Source organism: Rodentibacter sp. JRC1 (genome assembly GCF_020521555.1).
GTDB classification, from domain to species: domain Bacteria; phylum Pseudomonadota; class Gammaproteobacteria; order Enterobacterales; family Pasteurellaceae; genus Rodentibacter; species Rodentibacter abscessus.
In genome coordinates this window covers 802524-820587 of the sequence record NZ_BPWA01000001.1, presented here as the reverse complement: position 1 = coordinate 820587, position 18064 = coordinate 802524, and the positions used below count along the sequence as shown (strand labels likewise).

At 40.3% G+C, this 18064-nt stretch carries 17 protein-coding genes; 15 read left to right on the top strand and 2 right to left on the bottom strand.

All coding sequences use genetic code 11. The annotated features are described in order from the left end of the window. The first annotated feature begins 1 nt into the window (after window position 1). On the top strand, window positions 2-559 hold the full coding sequence (nusG, locus tag HEMROJRC1_RS03680; RefSeq protein WP_226691678.1) for a transcription termination/antitermination protein NusG: 558 nt from the start codon (window positions 2-4) through the stop codon (window positions 557-559). A 282-nt stretch (window positions 560-841) separates the two neighbouring features. Here the strand turns inward: nusG and HEMROJRC1_RS03675 are convergent, their stop codons facing one another. After that, window positions 842-1741, bottom strand: a complete 900-nt coding sequence (locus HEMROJRC1_RS03675) for a LysR family transcriptional regulator (protein ID WP_226691677.1) — start codon at window positions 1739-1741, stop codon at window positions 842-844. Window positions 1742-2059: 318 nt separating this feature from the next. Between HEMROJRC1_RS03675 and atoD the strand changes: the two genes are divergently transcribed. The 14 genes from atoD to galU all read left to right on the top strand — a co-directional run bounded on the left by atoD (window position 2060) and on the right by galU (window position 15993). Continuing rightward, window positions 2060-2710: an acetate CoA-transferase subunit alpha gene (gene atoD, locus HEMROJRC1_RS03670; RefSeq protein ID WP_226691676.1), complete on the top strand. Its 651-nt coding sequence runs from the start codon at window positions 2060-2062 to the stop codon at window positions 2708-2710. Window positions 2711-2718: 8 nt separating this feature from the next. Further along, window positions 2719-3393, top strand: coding sequence for a 3-oxoacid CoA-transferase subunit B (locus tag HEMROJRC1_RS03665; RefSeq protein ID WP_226691675.1), 675 nt, complete (start codon window positions 2719-2721; stop codon window positions 3391-3393). Beyond that, on the top strand, window positions 3386-4729 hold the full coding sequence (locus tag HEMROJRC1_RS03660; protein ID WP_226691674.1) for a TIGR00366 family protein: 1344 nt from the start codon (window positions 3386-3388) through the stop codon (window positions 4727-4729). Before HEMROJRC1_RS03665 ends, HEMROJRC1_RS03660 begins: the two co-directional genes overlap by 8 nt. An 18-nt stretch (window positions 4730-4747) precedes the next feature. Beyond that, window positions 4748-5929, top strand: a complete 1182-nt coding sequence (locus HEMROJRC1_RS03655; protein WP_226691673.1) for an acetyl-CoA C-acetyltransferase — start codon at window positions 4748-4750, stop codon at window positions 5927-5929. A gap of 27 nt (window positions 5930-5956) precedes the next feature. Further along, window positions 5957-6718 carry a 3-hydroxybutyrate dehydrogenase gene (locus HEMROJRC1_RS03650; protein ID WP_226691672.1) on the top strand — a complete coding sequence of 254 codons (762 nt, stop codon included), beginning with the start codon at window positions 5957-5959 and terminating at the stop codon, window positions 6716-6718. A gap of 80 nt (window positions 6719-6798) precedes the next feature. After that, window positions 6799-8127, top strand: coding sequence for a GntP family permease (locus HEMROJRC1_RS03645; RefSeq protein WP_226691671.1), 1329 nt, complete (start codon window positions 6799-6801; stop codon window positions 8125-8127). Window positions 8128-8333: 206 nt separating this feature from the next. After that, a complete protein-coding gene (rplK, locus tag HEMROJRC1_RS03640) occupies window positions 8334-8762 on the top strand; it encodes a 50S ribosomal protein L11 (RefSeq protein WP_226691670.1) in 429 nt (142 codons plus the stop codon). Between the two features lie 4 nt (window positions 8763-8766). Then, a complete protein-coding gene (rplA, locus tag HEMROJRC1_RS03635) occupies window positions 8767-9456 on the top strand; it encodes a 50S ribosomal protein L1 (RefSeq protein WP_226691669.1) in 690 nt (229 codons plus the stop codon). Window positions 9457-9540: 84 nt separating this feature from the next. Continuing rightward, on the top strand, window positions 9541-10089 hold the full coding sequence (locus HEMROJRC1_RS03630; RefSeq protein WP_226691668.1) for a YecA family protein: 549 nt from the start codon (window positions 9541-9543) through the stop codon (window positions 10087-10089). 26 nt (window positions 10090-10115) lie between these two features. Then, window positions 10116-11429 carry a Xaa-Pro aminopeptidase gene (gene pepP / locus HEMROJRC1_RS03625; RefSeq protein WP_226691667.1) on the top strand — a complete coding sequence of 438 codons (1314 nt, stop codon included), beginning with the start codon at window positions 10116-10118 and terminating at the stop codon, window positions 11427-11429. 84 nt (window positions 11430-11513) lie between these two features. Beyond that, window positions 11514-11939, top strand: a complete 426-nt coding sequence (uspA, locus tag HEMROJRC1_RS03620; RefSeq protein WP_226691666.1) for a universal stress protein UspA — start codon at window positions 11514-11516, stop codon at window positions 11937-11939. A 249-nt stretch (window positions 11940-12188) separates the two neighbouring features. Then, window positions 12189-14813 carry an alanine--tRNA ligase gene (gene alaS / locus HEMROJRC1_RS03615; protein ID WP_226692925.1) on the top strand — a complete coding sequence of 875 codons (2625 nt, stop codon included), beginning with the start codon at window positions 12189-12191 and terminating at the stop codon, window positions 14811-14813. Between the two features lie 68 nt (window positions 14814-14881). Further along, on the top strand, window positions 14882-15073 hold the full coding sequence (csrA, locus tag HEMROJRC1_RS03610; protein ID WP_226691665.1) for a carbon storage regulator CsrA: 192 nt from the start codon (window positions 14882-14884) through the stop codon (window positions 15071-15073). Between the two features lie 32 nt (window positions 15074-15105). Further along, the gene (gene galU / locus HEMROJRC1_RS03605) at window positions 15106-15993 is read left to right on the top strand and encodes a UTP--glucose-1-phosphate uridylyltransferase GalU (RefSeq protein WP_226691664.1); all 888 of its coding nucleotides are present in this window, start codon (window positions 15106-15108) and stop codon (window positions 15991-15993) included. 164 nt (window positions 15994-16157) lie between these two features. Here galU and HEMROJRC1_RS03600 read toward each other — a convergent pair whose 3' ends face one another. Then, the gene (locus HEMROJRC1_RS03600; RefSeq protein WP_226691663.1) at window positions 16158-17816 is read right to left on the bottom strand and encodes a sulfatase-like hydrolase/transferase; all 1659 of its coding nucleotides are present in this window, start codon (window positions 17814-17816) and stop codon (window positions 16158-16160) included. Window positions 17817-18064: the final 248 nt, after the last annotated feature.

Here is an 18064-nt window from a genome sequence, read left to right as displayed (position 1 = left end):
AATGACTGAAGAAACAACCGTATCAAAAAAACGTTGGTATGTTTTACAAGCGTTTTCCGGTTTTGAAAGCCGTGTCGCATTGACTTTGCGTGAATATATTAAACAACACCAAATGGAAGATCAATTTGGTGAAGTATTGGTACCTAGTGAAGAAGTAGTTGAAAACGTGGCAGGCAAACGCCGTAAAAGCGAACGTAAATTCTTCCCGGGTTATGTGCTTGTTGAAATGGAAATGAATGATGATACCTGGCATTTGGTGAAAAGTGTGCCACGTGTGATGGGATTCATCGGAGGAACACCGGATAAACCGGCTCCAATTTCTAAGCGTGAAGCGGATATAATCCTAAGCCGTTTAGAGCAAAGTGCCGATAAACCGCGTCATCGTAATGAATATTCTCCGGGTGAGGAAGTTAGGGTTACCGAAGGTCCGTTTGCAGACTTTAATGGTACGGTGGAAGAAGTGGATTATGAAAAAGGCCGCCTGAAAGTTTCCGTTTCTATTTTTGGTCGTGCCACTCCGGTTGAACTTGAGTTTGGTCAAGTAGAGAAAGCGCATTAATATAAACATTGAGATCGTGATATTATGTAGTTTTTACATAAAGATCACTTGAACGAAACTTAATAAAATCCTTACTTATTTGCATAAGTAAGGATTTTTATTGCGCTAAAAAAATTATGTCCCCTGAATTGACATAGCACTTACTGATTTTTGAGAAAGGGGGGATAATTTCTAAAACGATTAGAGTATTTAATATGAGCGACTTAATATTCAGCCATCACTATTCATACTAAAAGAATCCGAATACTGTAATGTGGCAAGAAATTTCCTAAAACTTGTACACTATTTCACATTGAACCACTTCAACAAAGAATCAAAGACATAATTTTCTACACTGGAATAATTCTTTTTCTTTAAGCGACAAAGTGTTACCCGCCATAAAATCGGATCATTCATCTTACGGCAAACAAAATCTGTTGAAGAATATTGCTCAGCAATTGGATAAGGAAGAATTGTCAGCAATTCAGGGTTTAATTTCACCGAATTGAGCATAAAATCCCAAGAACTGGATTCGATGATGATATTCGGATGAATATTGTGCCGTTCAAAGTTTTCTTTTAGTTGATGGGAAATCATAAAACTGTTATCAAAAATTGCCATTTTTTGTTTATTAAGATCTCGCCAGTCAATATTTTCTTTTTGCGCCAACGGATGATTTGGTGATAGAAAAACGGATAATTCGGAATGGTGGATTTCAAAGGAATCAATGATATTTTTGGAAATGCCTTCCGGATAAAGCAACACCGCTAAATCAACTTGTTCCAGAAGTAATGCACTTTTTAATGCAAAAGCACCTTGTTCTTGGGTGACAAACTGAATTGATGGGTTATTTAATATCATCTTCGGCATTGCGTCTGAGAAAACTACCGAAAGAATTAAAGGTGGAATACCAATTAATATTCGTCCGTTTATCTCTTGATTTTCTTTATGCAAATTTCGGTACATTTCATTGTATTTATAAACGACCGCTTTTGCATCAGCGTAATATTTTTCACCAATATAAGTTAATCCGACAATTTTACCATTTGAACGTTTAAATAGCTGAATCCCTTCTCTATCTTCAAACTCGCTAATCATCATACTTAATGCAGGTTGGGATATATAAATATTTTGAGAGGTTTTACTCAAATTAAAGTGATTTTCAACAATAGCAATAAAGTAGCGTAAATGACGAATATCCATTTTTTCCTCCATACTCGAATATATCTTTATTTTATATAAGTAAAATTTATAGTCATCTAAAAAATCAATATTTCTTTTCTTTTTTCACTGTTGCTATTCTTGCAGAATATACGATGAATAAAGTGGCAAATTGAGGTGAATCTATCAACTTATTCTAAGATTTAGAGCAAATTATATCCAAGAATTTATTAATTTTATAGGGGTGTGATCAAAAACCTTTATCAAACATTATTCGATTTTTTCTTAATAAAATCGAATACGCTGAGCTTTTTGTTATAAGAAAATTTTATAGCTAATAATCTATATCTGGAGGACACTATGTCAAAAATTATTCCGCTAAGCGAACTAAAAACGCATTTCTTTGATGGAATGACGATAATGTCGGGCGGTTTTATGGGAGTCGGTACACCGGAAAAAATTGTACAGGCAATTTTGGATACGTCGGTTAAAGATATTACCTTGATTTCCAGCGATACTGCGCAGGTTCATAACGGAGTCGGTCCGTTGATTGTCAATAATCGAGTCAAGAAAGTGTACGCTTCCCACATCGGTACCAATCCTGAAACAGGTAAAAAGATGATTTCAGGTGATATTGAGGTCGAACTTATTCCTCAAGGTACATTTGCTGAGCGCGTTCGTGCAGGAGGAGCCGGTTTAGGCGGTTTTTTAACACCGACTGGAGTAGGCACGGTTGTTGAACAAGGTAAGCAAAAAATAGAACTGGGCGGAATTGAATACTTGTTGGAGCTTCCGCTAAAAGCCGATCTAGCCATTCTCAAAGCCGCTATCGCCGATGAAGACGGTAATCTTATCTATAACGGCTCTGCCCGCAATTTCAATCCTTTAATGGCACTGGCTGCCAAAACCGTTATTGTGGAAGCCGACCAAATCGTCAAGTCCGGCACACTCGATCCCAATCAAATTATGACACCGGCAATGTTGGTGGACTACATTATTTCCAATTCGTAGGAGGAACTATGAACGCAAAAGAACTTATCGCACGTCGCATTGCAATGGAATTAAAAAACGGAGATGTCGTTAATTTAGGGATTGGTTTGCCAACGTTAGTTGCAAATTACTTGCCGGATGAAGTTGATATTACTTTACAGTCAGAGAATGGTTTTTTAGGTTTAACAGCATTTGATCAGGAAAATGATAATCCGAATATTGTTAATGCCGGTGGGCAGCCTTGTGGAATTAAAACGGGTGGTGCTTTCTTTGATAGTGCTTTTTCTTTCGCTTTAATTCGTGGCGGACACGTTGATGCCTGTGTGTTGGGTGGTTTAGAAGTTGACCAACAGGGTAATCTGGCGAACTGGATGGTACCGGGCAAAATGGTGCCGGGAATGGGCGGTGCGATGGATCTCGTTACCGGGGCGAAAAAAGTGATTATCGGTATGGAACATTGTGCTAAATCGGGGTCATCCAAAATTCTAAAACAATGTAGTTTACCGCTTACAGCCCGCAATAAAGTGAAATTGATAGTGACTGAATTGGCCGTATTTAGTTTGGAAAATGGACAGTTAATCCTGAAAGAACACGCACCAAATGTGGATTTAGAAACGATCAAGGCTAAAACCGAGGCGGATTTTATCATTGCCGAAGATTTTAAAGAAATGAAAATCAGTCAGAAAGGAATGATATATGATTAGTCGAATCTCTCGCTTTATGACTGCTCTAGTCAGTAAATATATGCCGGAACCTTTGGTTCTGGCAGTCTTGCTGAGTATTGGTATTTTCTTTTGTGCTTGGGGATTAACGGATAATAGCCCTATTCAATTAGTCTCAATGTGGGGTGACGGTTTTTGGAATTTATTATCCTTTAGTATGCAAATGGCGATGGTTGTTGTGACAGGTAATGCCCTCGCTTCCGCACCCCAAATTCGGCGTTTTCTTGGAATTACCGCATCTATTGCTAAAACACCGATACAGGGAGTAATGTTAGTTACTTTTATGAGTGCACTAGCCTGTGCTATTAATTGGGGATTTGGGTTAGTTGTCGGTGCAATGTTCGCTAAAGAAGTAGCGAGACGAATAAAAGGGATAGATTATGCTTTACTAATCGCTTGCGCTTATATTGGTTTTATGACTTGGGGTGGTGGTTTTTCTGGTTCAATGCCGCTTCAAGCGGCGACACCGAATAACCCAATCGCTCATTTTATAACATCAGAATCCAATCCGTTAGGCATCGTACCTGTTAATCAAACCCTCTTTACCCGTTATAACCTTTTCATCATATTAATGTTATTTGTTAGCCTACCTTTCATTACCAGAATGATGAATCCTAAGCCAAATGAAGTTCGTACGGTAGATCCTAAGTTATTACAAGATGATCCGAATTTTACTAAGGATTTAAATAAACATTCTACATTTGCAGAACGTATTGAGGAAAGTCGAATTTTAGCTTATCTCATTGCCGGTACCGGTTTCTTATATCTAGCAACATACTTTCAGAAAAATGGTTTCAATCTAACGATTAATACGGTCAATCTGATTTTCTTAATGATTGGTATCTTATTGCATGGTTCGCCGGCCGCTTATGTTCGAGCAATTACGCATGCAGCACGCAGTACAGCCGGTATTTTAATTCAATTTCCATTCTATGCGGGTATGCAATTAATGATGGAACATTCTGGTCTAGGAGGAATGATTACCGAATTTTTCGTCAATATTTCAAATAAAGACACCTTTCCGGTTTTAACTTTCTTTAGTTCTGCATTGGTGAATTTCGCCGTGCCGTCTGGTGGCGGGCATTGGGTGGTACAAGGACCTTTTGTTATTCCTGCCGCCCTTTCTCTTGAAGCGAATCTGGGTAAATCCGTTATGGCGATAGCTTACGGTGACATGTGGGCGAATATGGCACAACCATTCTGGGCATTGCCGGCTCTGGGGATTGCCGGCTTAGGTGTTCGGGACATCATGGGTTACTGTATGACCGCCCTGATTTTTACCGCCCCGATTTTTATTATTGGTCTTTATTTCTTATAAATCAAACAAGGAGAAAAAATGGAAAATATTGTTATTGTTAGTGCGGCTCGTACTGCTATCGGTACCTTTGGCGGCGGATTATCAACGGTAAGTGCGGTTGATTTAGGGGCTGTTGTGATTCAGGAAACTTTAAAACGAGCAAATGTATCGGCGGAACAGGTTGATGAAGTCATTATGGGGAATGTGTTACAGGCTGGCTTAGGACAAAATCCTGCCCGCCAGGCGGCATTAAAAGCCGGAATTGGCGAAGATGTTTCTTCTTTTACGCTCAATAAAGTGTGCGGTTCAGGGCTAAAAGCCGTTGTTCTTGGCGTTCAAGCGATTGCAAGTGGCGATGCTGAAGCAGTTGTTGTCGGTGGAATGGAGAATATGAGCCAAGCTCCTTATGTGCTTGACAGTAAGGTTCGTAGCGGTGCAAAAATGGGCAATTTAACACTGAAAGATACGATGGTTGAAGACGGTTTAACCTGTGCGATCAATCATTACCATATGGGGATCACCGCTGAAAATATTGCGCAAAAATACGGTTTTAGCCGTGAAGAACAAGATCAATTTGCTTTATCTTCGCAGCAAAAGGCAAAAAGAGCGGTCGAATCCGGCGCATTTTCTGCAGAAATCGTGCCGGTTGTGATTAAAACCCGTCAAGGCGAACACCTTTTCCTACAAGACGAACATCCTAAATTCAACACCTCTGAAGAAAGCCTCGCTAAGTTACGCCCGGCGTTTATCAAAGAGGGAACGGTTACCGCAGGTAATGCTTCCGGTTTAAATGACGGTGCGGCGGCACTATTGCTAATGAGTGAAAACAAAGCAAACTCTCTCGGGTTAAAACCGCTTGCCCGTATTCGTAGTTATGCTGCTGTCGGCAATGATCCGAAAGTAATGGGGTTAGGGCCTGTGCCGGCGGTACGAAAAGCACTAGCGAAAGCGGGTTTAACGCTTGAGCAAATTGATCTTATTGAAGCCAATGAAGCCTTTGCTGCCCAAGCTCTCGGGGTTGTAAAAGAGTTACAACTGGATTTAAGCAAAACCAATATAAATGGTGGTGCTATTGCCCTTGGGCATCCTATCGGTGCAAGCGGTGCAAGAATTTTAGTTACCCTACTTCACAGCCTACAAGCACAGAATAAGCAACTAGGACTTGCTACGCTTTGCATTGGTGGCGGTCAGGGCATTGCGATGATTGTCGAGCGGATATAAACACCCCTTCATTACAGGAGAACTACGATGTTAAATCAAAAAATTGCGATTATTACGGGAGCTGCCAGTGGAATTGGATTAGCGATAAGTCAAAGCCTTGCTCAAACAGGCGTTAAAGTCGTTATGGCGGATATTAATGAAACATTATTGCAACAACGGGCTGAAGAATTGCAAGCGGCTTATATGGTTACCGATCTCGCTAAACAAGCGGATTGCAAAGCGTTGGTGGATTATGCGGTCAAACAGTACGGCAGTGTGGATATTCTCATTAATGTTGCAGGCATTCAAACAGTATCGCCGATTGAAGATTTTCCGGAAGAACGTTGGTATTTAATGATGAACTTGATGTTAAACGCTCCGTTTTTATTAACTAAATATGTTTGGCCTTATATGAAGCAAAATCGTTGGGGACGGATTATTAACTTAAACTCCATTCACGGATTAGTCGCTTCGGAATTTAAATCGGCCTATGTTTCAGCCAAACACGGCTTATCCGGATTAACCAAAACAGCGGCATTGGAAGGCGGGGCTTATGGGATTACGGTAAACTCTATTTGCCCTGCTTATGTCAGAACACCTTTGGTGGATAAACAAATTGCCGATCAAGCTGTGCATCATCAAATTTCTGAACAAGATGTAATCAGCCAAATTATGCTGCAAAAAGCGGCTGTCAAACGATTGATTGAACCGACGGAAATTGGCGAATTTGTTAAATTCCTCTGCTCCGATGCGGCGGCATCAATCTCAGGAGCTTGTTTATCAATGGACGGTGGTTGGACTGCCGGTTAATCAACTCAAATGCATCGCAGATTGACTAAGCGATGCATTTTTTATTCAAAGAACTTTAAATCCTATAAAAGGAGAATCTTATGTTAAGTTTAGTCGGTATTTTTATCGGACTAGCATTATTGATGTTTTTGGCTTTTAGAGGATATTCAATTGTTTGGATTGCCCCTTTGTGTGCGTCAATTGTGGCATTAACGGGAGGATTGGATATTCTTGATGCTTATTTAGGCAGCTATATGAATGGATTAGTGGGCTTTGTTAAAGCTTGGTTTCCGGCATTCTTATTGAGTGCGATTTTTGGTAATTTGATGGATGTAAGCGGCGGTGCAAAATCAATCGCCGTTTGGCTAACTAAAATTATGGGGGCAAAAAGTGCAATCGCCTCTATTGTGTTAGGCTGTGCATTATTAACTTATGGCGGAGTGAGTTTGTTCGTCGTCGTTTTTGCCGTTTATCCCATTGCGTTGGCGGTATTTAAAGAGGCAAATATTACCCGTCGTTTAATTCCCGGTACGATTGCTTGTGGAGCCTTTACCTTTACGATGACCGCTTTACCCGGTTCCCCACAAATCCAAAATTTAATTCCAACCCAATATTTCGGCACTAACGCTATGGCTGCACCTATTATGGGATTAACTGCCTCAGCGGTGCTTTTTTTCGGCGGGGTTGCTTATTTGGAAATGCGACGGAAAAAATATGCGAAAAACGGCGAGTTTTTTGTTGAACCGGAAACATTAATAACAACAGGCAATAATGAAGTAACCTTACCTAATCCGCTATTTGCCGTCTTACCATTAATAACGGTAATTATCGTATTAAATTTTGTACCCGAATTAATCGGTTTGAAAAACGGTGATCCGAAAAATATTGTATTAGCTTTGCTGGCAGGTATTGCGCTGGTTATCTTACTGAACTTGAATAAGAAAACCGCTTTTATTCCTGCAATCGGAAAAGGGGCAAACGGTGCGGTCGGAGCGATTATTAATACGGCGGCTGCCGTTGGATTCGGTAGTGTTGTCAGAATGGCACCTGGGTTTGAGCATTTAACCGCAATGATTTTAAATATTCCGGGAAGTCCTTTGATCTCTTTATCGGTTGCTGTGAATATTTTAGCCGGAGCAACAGGTTCGGCTTCCGGTGGAATGGGGATTGCATTAGAAGCCCTAGGCGAGAAATATCTTACTCTTGCCAAACAGATGGGAATATCTCCGGAAGCCTTTCACCGTATTGCTTCTTTATCATCAGGCGGATTAGATACTATGCCGCATAACGGTGCAGTATTAACCTTATTAAGTAATACGGGAATGACGCACAAAGAATCTTATTTAGAGATTGCGGTAACGTCTTTTATTATGCCGATCATTGCCACAATTGTTGTGATTCTGTTGTTTACTTTATTTGGTATTTATTAGAAATTGCGATCAATTATCAAACGGTAAGTGCGGTATGTTTTTGATGATTTTTATTAAGTAAAGTTAAAATAATGAAAACTGCTTGAAATTTACCCGCACTTTTCGTAGAATTCACGCCCTACTTACGAACACAATTTTGTGTTCGTATTTTTGTGTAAATCGGGGAGCTAGTAATAGCGTTATCACCCAATTAGAGGAAAACTAAAATGGCAAAAAAAGTCCAAGCATACGTTAAGTTGCAAGTTGCAGCCGGTATGGCTAACCCTTCACCACCGGTTGGTCCTGCATTAGGTCAACAAGGTGTTAACATTATGGAATTCTGTAAAGCATTCAACGCTCGTACTGAGAGCTTAGAAAAAGGTTTACCAATTCCTGTGGTTATCACCGTTTATGCAGACCGTTCATTCACTTTCATTACTAAAACTCCACCGGCAGCAGTTTTATTGAAAAAAGCAGCTGGCATCAAATCCGGTTCAGGTAAACCGAACAAAGATAAAGTGGGTAAAGTAACCTTAGATCAAATCCGTCAAATCGCTGAAACTAAAGCAGCTGATATGACAGGTGCGACTATCGAAACCAAAATGGAATCAATCAAAGGTACTGCTCGTTCAATGGGCTTAGTGGTGGAGGAATAATACGATGGCTAAATTGACTAAAAAAATGAAAGCAATCAAAGCTGGCGTAGATTCTACTAAAGCGTATGAAATCAACGAAGCAATCGCAGTGTTGAAGCAATTCGCAACAGCTAAATTCGTTGAAAGCGTTGATGTTGCAGTGAACTTAGGTATCGATCCTCGTAAATCAGACCAAAACGTACGCGGTGCAACAGTGTTACCACACGGTACAGGTCGTGAAGTTCGTGTTGCTGTGTTTACTCAAGGTGCAAATGCAGAAGCAGCGAAAGCAGCGGGTGCGGATCTAGTCGGTATGGAAGATTTAGCAGAACAAGTCAAGAAAGGCGAAATGAACTTTGACGTTGTTATTGCTTCTCCTGATGCAATGCGTGTTGTAGGTCAATTAGGTCAAGTATTAGGTCCTCGTGGTTTAATGCCAAACCCTAAAGTAGGTACTGTAACACCAAACGTTGCTGAAGCGGTTAAAAATGCGAAATCCGGTCAGATTCGCTACCGTAACGACAAAAACGGGATTATTCACACCACTATCGGTAAAGTGAATTTCTCTGAAGAACAATTAAAAGAAAACCTTCAAGCGTTATTGGCAGCTTTAACTAAAGCAAAACCAGCAACAGCTAAAGGTGTATTCATTAAGAAAGTGAGCATCTCCACCACAATGGGTGCAGGTGTTGCTGTTGATCAAGCTTCTTTATAATTTAAAGAATTGATAAAATTTAAACCGCACTTTACCGAATAAAGTGCGGTTTTCTTTTTTCCATTTTTACTATAGGAAAAAATAATGACTATTTTTCAAACGGAGCTGAATCAACAGCTTAAGAATGCCGGTATTGGCATTAATGCAAGCGAACTTCACGGATTTTTAAGCGGATTAATCTGCGGTGGTGTGAATGATCACAGTTGGCAGACTTTACTCTATCAATTCACCAATGATAATCACGCCTATCCTAGCGCACTTTTAGCGAAAATAACGGAACTTTATCAACGTATTTTGGCTGAGTTATCGGATATAGAAAGTTTTTCTTTCAAGCTTTGTTTAGCGGACGATGGGGATATTTTTACCCGAGCAGATAGTCTTTCGGAATGGACAAATCACTTTTTGCTTGGTTTAGGTTTAGCGCAACCACATTTGGATCGAGAAAAAGGTGAAATTGAAGAAGCTGTAAATGATTTACAGGATATTTGCCAGCTCGGTTATGATGAAGATGATGACAAAGAAGAAATGAGCGAAGCACTTGAAGAAATTATCGAGTATATTCGCACTATCGCCATCTTGTTTTATACGGAATTTAATCAACTTCTAACTCCGGAAAAACCGGTCTTACATTAATCATCTTACAAAGGGAAGGGATAAAAATGGATCTTGCTTATATGGCGGAATTGCCTCAAGAAGAATTTATACAACGTCGTCAACAGGTTTTAGCCAAAATGCAACCTAATTCTGTGTTGTTATTGTTTTCAGAAATTGAGAAACGCCGTAATAATGACTGTGATTTTCCTTTCCGCCAAGATAGTTATTTTTGGTATTTAACCGGTTTTAATGAGCCGAATGCGGCACTTGTTCTCTTGAAAACCGAACAAGTAGAAAAAGCGATTGTTTTTCTTCGTCCTCGTGATCCTTTGCTGGAAACTTGGAATGGTCGCCGTTTAGGCGTAGAGCGAGCACCACAAAAACTGAATATAGATGAGGCGTATTCAATTAATGAATTCAGTACGATTTTTCCCAAAATTACGCAAAATTTGACCGCACTTTATTATGCGCCTGAATGGCATTTGTGGGGGGATAAATTGCTTTGGGAAAGTGCGGTCAATTTTTCGAATGTTTTAGATTGGCATCCGATGATAAGTGAAATGCGCTTGATTAAATCGCCAAATGAAATTCGATTAATGCAACAAGCAGGGCAAATCTCAGCGTTAGCGCATATTAAAGCGATGCAAGAAACCCGCCCGAATCGTTTTGAATATGAAATCGAAAGTGAAATTTTGTATGAATTTAATCGCCATGGCGCACGTTTTGCATCATATAATTCGATTGTTGCCGGCGGTAATAATGCGTGCATTTTACATTACACGGAAAATGATCAAGCGTTAAAAGACGGTGATCTCGTGCTAATTGATGCGGGTTGTGAGTTTGCTATGTATGCAGGTGATATTACCCGCACTTTTCCGGTAAATGGTAAATTTACTCAAGCACAATGTGAAATCTATGAATTAGTCTTAAAAGCGCAGAAGCGTGCTATTGAGTTATTAGTGGCGGGAAGTTCCATCAAAAAAGCTAATGATGAAGTGATTCGCATTAAAGTACAAGGCTTGGTGGCGCTTGGTATTTTGCATGGGGATGTAGATGAACTTATAGAACAAAAGGCCTATCGTCAATTTTATATGCATGGTTTAGGGCATTGGCTTGGATTGGATGTGCATGATGTGGGCGAGTATGGAGAAGAACGTGATCGCACTTTAGAAGCGGGGATGGTACTGACCGTAGAACCGGGGTTATATATTTCTGAAGACGCAGATGTACCGGCGCAATATAAGGGAATCGGAGTGCGTATTGAAGATAATCTACTAATCACGGAGTATGGCAATAAGATCTTAACGGCAGCTGCGCCAAAAGAAATTGATGAGATTGAAAATTTAATGGAAAAAAATAAAGTATTTTCCAAAATGTGATCTACCGCAAGTTTTTTTGATTTTTGGAGTGCTACTATACTCCACAGAGAAGTAAATTTAACACAATAAGATAGGGGGTCGATTATGTATAAACATATCTTAGTCGCAGTTGATCTTTCCGATGAGAGCGAATTTTTACTCAAAAAAGCGGTTGCCGTGGCAAAACGTCATGATGCGAAACTTTCCATCATTCACGTAGATGTTAATTTTTCGGATCTTTATACGGGATTGATTGATATCAATATGTCTTCTATGCAAGATCGAATTTCAAGTGAAACCCAAAAAGCATTATTGGATTTGTCTGAACGGGCTGATTATCCGATTCAGGAGAAATTAAGCGGTAGCGGTGATTTAGGTCAGGTACTCACTGACGCAATTGATCATTATGATATTGATTTATTGGTAACGGGTCATCATCAAGACTTCTGGAGTAAGTTAATGTCTTCAACACGCCAAGTGATGAATACGATCAAAATTGATATGTTGGTTGTTCCGCTTCGTGATGAGTAAGTAACGTTTGTTTTCACTCATTAAAAAATAAATAAATTTTAACCGCACTTTTTACGTTGTGTTACAAAGTGCGGTTTTATTTTAGCTATTTTGAATAGAACCGAAAATTTTATAAAAAAGAATTAGGCGTTTAAATAATAAACAAAGATAGCGATTTGTAAGTAAAAAGCTTTTCTCTAAATTAGAAAAATATGCAAGAATAGCCCGATCGGTTTTAACTTTAAATTACTTTTTACAAACAGGTTTATGATGAAAACAACAGCAGAGATTAGAAAATCATTCCTTGATTTCTTCCATAGTAAAGGTCATCAAATCGTTGCAAGTAGCTCACTTGTACCGGAAAATGATCCGACTTTACTTTTTACCAACGCAGGAATGAACCAATTTAAGGATGTTTTCCTTGGTTTGGATAAACGCGCTTACTCTCGCGCTACAACGGCACAACGTTGTGTGCGCGCGGGTGGTAAACATAATGACTTGGAAAATGTGGGTTATACGGCGCGTCATCATACTTTTTTTGAAATGCTAGGAAATTTCAGTTTTGGTGATTATTTCAAACATGATGCGATTAATTTTGCTTGGGAGTATTTAACTTCTCCACAATGGCTCGGTTTACCAAAAGAAAAATTATGGGTCACCGTCTATGAGACCGATAATGAAGCCTATGATATTTGGAATAAAGAAGTCGGTGTTCCGGCTGAACGTATTATCCGCATCGGAGATAATAAAGGCGCACCTTATGCTTCCGATAATTTCTGGGCTATGGGCGATACCGGTCCCTGCGGCCCTTGTACTGAAATTTTCTACGATCACGGTGATCATATTTGGGGCGGGCCACCGGGATCGCCTGAAGAAGACGGTGATCGATACATTGAAATTTGGAATGTTGTGTTTATGCAATACAACCGCTTGGCTGACGGCACAATGGAAAAACTACCGCGTCCATCGGTGGATACGGGGATGGGCTTGGAACGTATCTCGGCCGTCTTGCAACACGTCAATTCAAACTACGACATTGATATTTTTAAAACATTAATTGCGAAAACCGCAGAAATTGTCGGTACAACGGATTTAAATAATAAGTCTTTGCGTGTGATTGCCGATCACATTCGTTCTTGTGCTTACCTTATCGCAGATGGCGTGATTCCATCAAACGAGGGGCGTGGTTATGTATTGCGCCGTATTATTCGTCGTGCGGTACGCCACGGACACTTATTAGGCGCAAAAGAAACTTTCTTCTATAAATTAGTACCGACATTAATTGAAGTAATGGCGGAAGCAGGTCAAGACGTTAAAGCTAAACAAGCTAATGTTGAAAAACTCTTACGCTTGGAGGAAGAACAATTTGCACGCACATTAGAGCGAGGTTTAACCTTGTTGGATGATGCGCTTGCAAATGTTAAAAATGGCGTGCTTTCCGGTGAGGTGGCATTTAAACTTTATGACACTTACGGATTTCCACTGGATCTCACTGCTGATGTGTGCCGTGAACGTAATATCGCAATTGATGAAGAAGGCTTCGAACGTGAAATGGAAGCACAACGTTTACGTGCGCAGGCAGCAAGTCAATTCGGCGTTGATTATGGCAATGTGATTCGTGTTGAAGGCGAAACGAGATTTGAAGGTTATACCGAATCAGAATCTTCGGCGAAAATAACCGCACTTTTCTATGATGGCAAAGCGGTAGAACAAATTTCTGCAGGACAAAGTGCCGTAGTGGTATTAGAAAATACGCCGTTTTATGCGGAGTCCGGCGGTCAAATCGGTGATAGCGGTTATATAACGGCAGAAGGTGTCTTATTTAGTGTAAAAGATACGCAAAAATATGGCCAAGTGTTCGGGCATATCGGTGAATTGGAGCAAGGTTCATTATCTGTGGGGCAAACGGTAAATGCCATGGTGGATGCAGAACGTCGTCATCAAACTTCGCTTAACCACTCTGCAACCCATTTATTGCATGCCGCATTGCGACAAATATTGGGTACACACGTCGTACAAAAAGGTTCGCTTGTTTCAGATAGTGCGTTACGCTTTGATTTTGCTCACCCTGAAGCGATTACAAAAGTACAGCTTGAAGAGATCGAACGTCTTGTAAATCAAAAAGTGCGTGCTAATTTCCCGATTCAAACGGAGATTATGGAAATCGAAGCGGCGAAAGCAAAAGGGGCGATGGCATTATTTGGCGAAAAATATGCGGATCAGGTGCGCGTATTAACCATGGGCGATTTTTCCATTGAGCTTTGTGGTGGCATTCACGCAAAATATACCGGTGATATCGGTCTATTTAAAATTACTACGGAAACAGCGGTGGCGGCAGGTGTTCGCCGAATCGAAGCGGTTACCGGTGAGAATGCGATGAATTGGATTCTTAATCAGCAGCGTATTTTGAATCAAAGTTCAGAACTCTTGAAATCCGATGTAAACACACTTATCGACAAAATCCAGCAACTTCAAGAGAAAGCGAAGAAAGCGGAGAAAGAGCTTCAAGGATTAAAAGAAAAAGCAGCAATGCAAGCGGGCTCTGATCTTGTGAAAAGTGCGGTGAAAATTAACGGCGTTTCAGTGATTGCCCATCAATTAGACGGTATTGAAACAAAATCCTTAAGAGTGATGGTTGATGATTTAAAGAATCAACTTGGCTCAGGAGTCATCGTATTTGCATCGGTGTTAGATGAAAAAGTCAATCTTGTCGTTGGTGTAACAAAAGATTTAACGACCAAAGTCAAAGCCGGTGATCTTGTAAATTTAATGGCTCAGAAAGTAGGCGGGAAAGGTGGTGGTCGCCCTGATATGGCAATGGCGGGTGGTTCTCAACCTGAAAATGTGGCACAGGCAATTAAAGTCGCACAAGATTGGTTAAACGAAAACCTATAATATAGACCTAGGTTGGTGGAGAGCCAATCGTCTAAATATGTCTAAAAATACAAGCTTGGTATGGAAAAATGTTAATCTTGACGCGTAAAGCCGGCGAAACCGTGCTTCTTGGTGATGATATCTCTATCACGGTTTTGAGTGTACGAGGAAACCAAGTCAAATTGGGTGTGAAAGCACCCAAAGATGTCTCTGTCCATCGAGAAGAAATTTACCAACGAATTAGACAGGGACAAGAAGGATCTTCAAGTGATTCCCTTTGATTTATTAAACTTACATTAATGGATATTAAAATATGAAAGCAATTATTCCTGTTGCGGGGTTAGGTACACGTATGTTGCCTGCCACAAAAGCAATTCCAAAAGAAATGCTTACTTTGGTTGATAAACCTTTGATTCAATATGTCGTAAATGAATGTGTTGCGGCAGGTATTAAGGAAATCGTACTTGTTACTCATTCCTCAAAAAATGCGATAGAAAATCACTTTGATACATCCTTTGAGCTTGAAACAATGCTGGAGAAACGGGTTAAACGTCAACTTTTGGACGAAGTGCGGGCGATTTGCCCTAAAGATGTAACGTTAATACATGTTCGTCAAGGGCACGCAAAAGGTTTGGGACATGCGGTATTGTGCGGTCGTCCTGTTGTGGGTAATGAACCTTTTGTTGTAGTGTTGCCTGATGTTTTACTCGCTGATTTTAGTGCGGATCAGAAAAAAGAAAATTTATCAGCGATGATCAAACGTTTTCACGAAACACAAGCCAGCCAAATTATGGTTGCGCCTGTTGAAAAAGAAGAGGTGAGCAGCTACGGCGTGGCGGACTGTGCCGGAGTAGAATTAAGCGGTGGTGAAAGTGCGAAAATTGAAAGTATCGTTGAAAAACCGACAGTAGATAAAGCCCCCTCTAATCTTGCAGTAGTCGGACGTTACGTATTTTCTGCGGCAATCTGGGATTTATTAGAAAAAACACCGGTTGGCGTAGGCGATGAAATTCAATTAACGGATGCCATTGATATGTTGATTGAAAAAGAAACCGTAGAAGCTTTCCATATGACAGGTGAATCTTTCGACTGCGGTGATAAAATCGGCTATATGGAAGCCTTTGTGGAATACGGTATCCGCCATGAAAAGTTAGGGAAAGATTTTAAAGCATTTATTAAAAATCTCGCCAAAACATTATAGATGAATTAGAAAAAGAGCGGTTGATTTGTCTTCCGAAAGTTGGGCTATATCTGACGGATTAAGGAATATATAAATCAACCGCTCTTTTTTATAATAAATACTGTTTTTGTTATCATTTAAAAGTATGTGTAACGGCAACGTATAGGGCGTTGCCTAAGTTTATATTATTGTGCGATTTTTAATGTTTGATAGAGATAGTTACGGTAATCGTTCACAAATTGTTGATCTTCGTAATCTTCTAATTTCCCCTCGCTTAATTGGCGCATTGCTTTATTCGCTTTCATAAAATCATCTTGTGCGTCTAGTCCTGCAATATCCAATATCAAACCGCCTGCGAAAGCAAGATCCAAGAAATCCTGTTTTTGTTTAAACGCAGTTGTGTAATTGCTTCTTACGACAAATTGGGTTATGTGATCAGGAAAAGGCAATCCGCCTTTTTTAGCCGGAATGACATTATCAAATGCGACTTGGTGATCACCAAAATAACCGAATACGAAAGGCTTACCACGTTGATGTAGATAATGATTCATTCCCTCAATCGCCTCATTAAGTGCCACAATGCGTTGGGTATAATCATTCAACGAAGCTATACTTTTTTCTCCAAGATTCGGCATTTCAAGGTGATAGATGTTCTCCATATCAAGACTATAAGGGCCGTGTTCACGCATAGTTAAAACATAGACAAACATCGGCTGGTTCACTTTTTCTAATGCAGGGTGGCGTTTTTCTAAAATCATTTTAGTGTATGTCATCATTTCTTCACTGCTAATTGTCCACAAGTTTTTACTCAATGGGGCTGGATAGCCCAAATCCTGCGGTTGTAGCATTAAATCAAAGCCGAAGTGATCATAGGCGGACTTAGCGTTGTAATTGCCTTTAGTGAAAGGCGAAAGTGCTACACAAAAATACCCCTGTGCATGTAGATTTTTAATTAAACCGGATTGCAAATGCGGCACAACGGAATAGAACACACCGCTGGCTAATGCACCGAAATCGGTAGAAGGTACGCCGGCGAGGAACGCAAATTCGGATTTCCAAGTTGCACCGGCAAAAGTGTGCACCCGTAAGGGCGACATAAACACCGTATCATTTTGACGTTCGAACATTGGCAAGGATGGAATATTCTGCTGTGTGAAAGCAAATTGATGCGGGTTTAGCGTGGATTCTAAGAGTGTAACCACAATATCCGGTTTATTTTGTGATGCCGTTGCCGTTTGTTCTTCAGGAAGTGCGGTCAGTTTTGCAGAAAAATTTTCACCATTACCTTTAAACTGTGGCACTTTAAAGAAAATACCTCGGCAAGACATCGGGAGATTTAAAAAAACATCTCGACCATCGTCCGGTAAGGAATCAAGCCAAACTTGTAATGCGTTGGGGTTTTTAGAATAGTGCCACATTAAGCCAAAACTACCGATAAAGAGGATTGCACCGAATAAATGCGCCCATATACCAAGAGAGGCGGCATCCGACCAACCGAAAATGGCATAGCCCAATAAGGCGAGCAAACCGATTACGCCGCCTAATGCCCCCTTATAGTGCATAAGAGTTTCCCAATTTCGCCAATCAATGACAAGGAAGAAATCTGAAATGAGCAACGGTTGTTTGTAATAATGGATTTTTAAGCGATGAAATAACATTAAAGCGACAAAAAGCACGGAGGAGAAATTTAATGCACGTTGCCATTGTCCGGAGAGAGTGAGCATTCCACCAAAGAAAAAAACAAATAGTGAAATCGCAAAAAGATATGTCCAGCGGTAGTGGGAGTTAATGATAAAAATTACCGCGGCAATCGTAAATAAAGATAAAAAGGTGTAAGCAATCATTGTGCTGTTCCTAGAAATATAATTAAGTATAAATTTGCGCGGAAGATAATAGGTGGAAGGAGAGAGGCTGTCAAATAGTATGCAAGAAACTTATGAGATAAAGAAAGTGCGGTCAAAAACACCGGTATTATGTAGCTGTTGCCCAAATTATTGTGTAGGGGGCTGCCGTTAGGCGAAACCGTAACGCACCAATTAACAAGGTTTAATGATGAAAAATGGTGCGTTACGATAAAGCTAACGCACCCTAT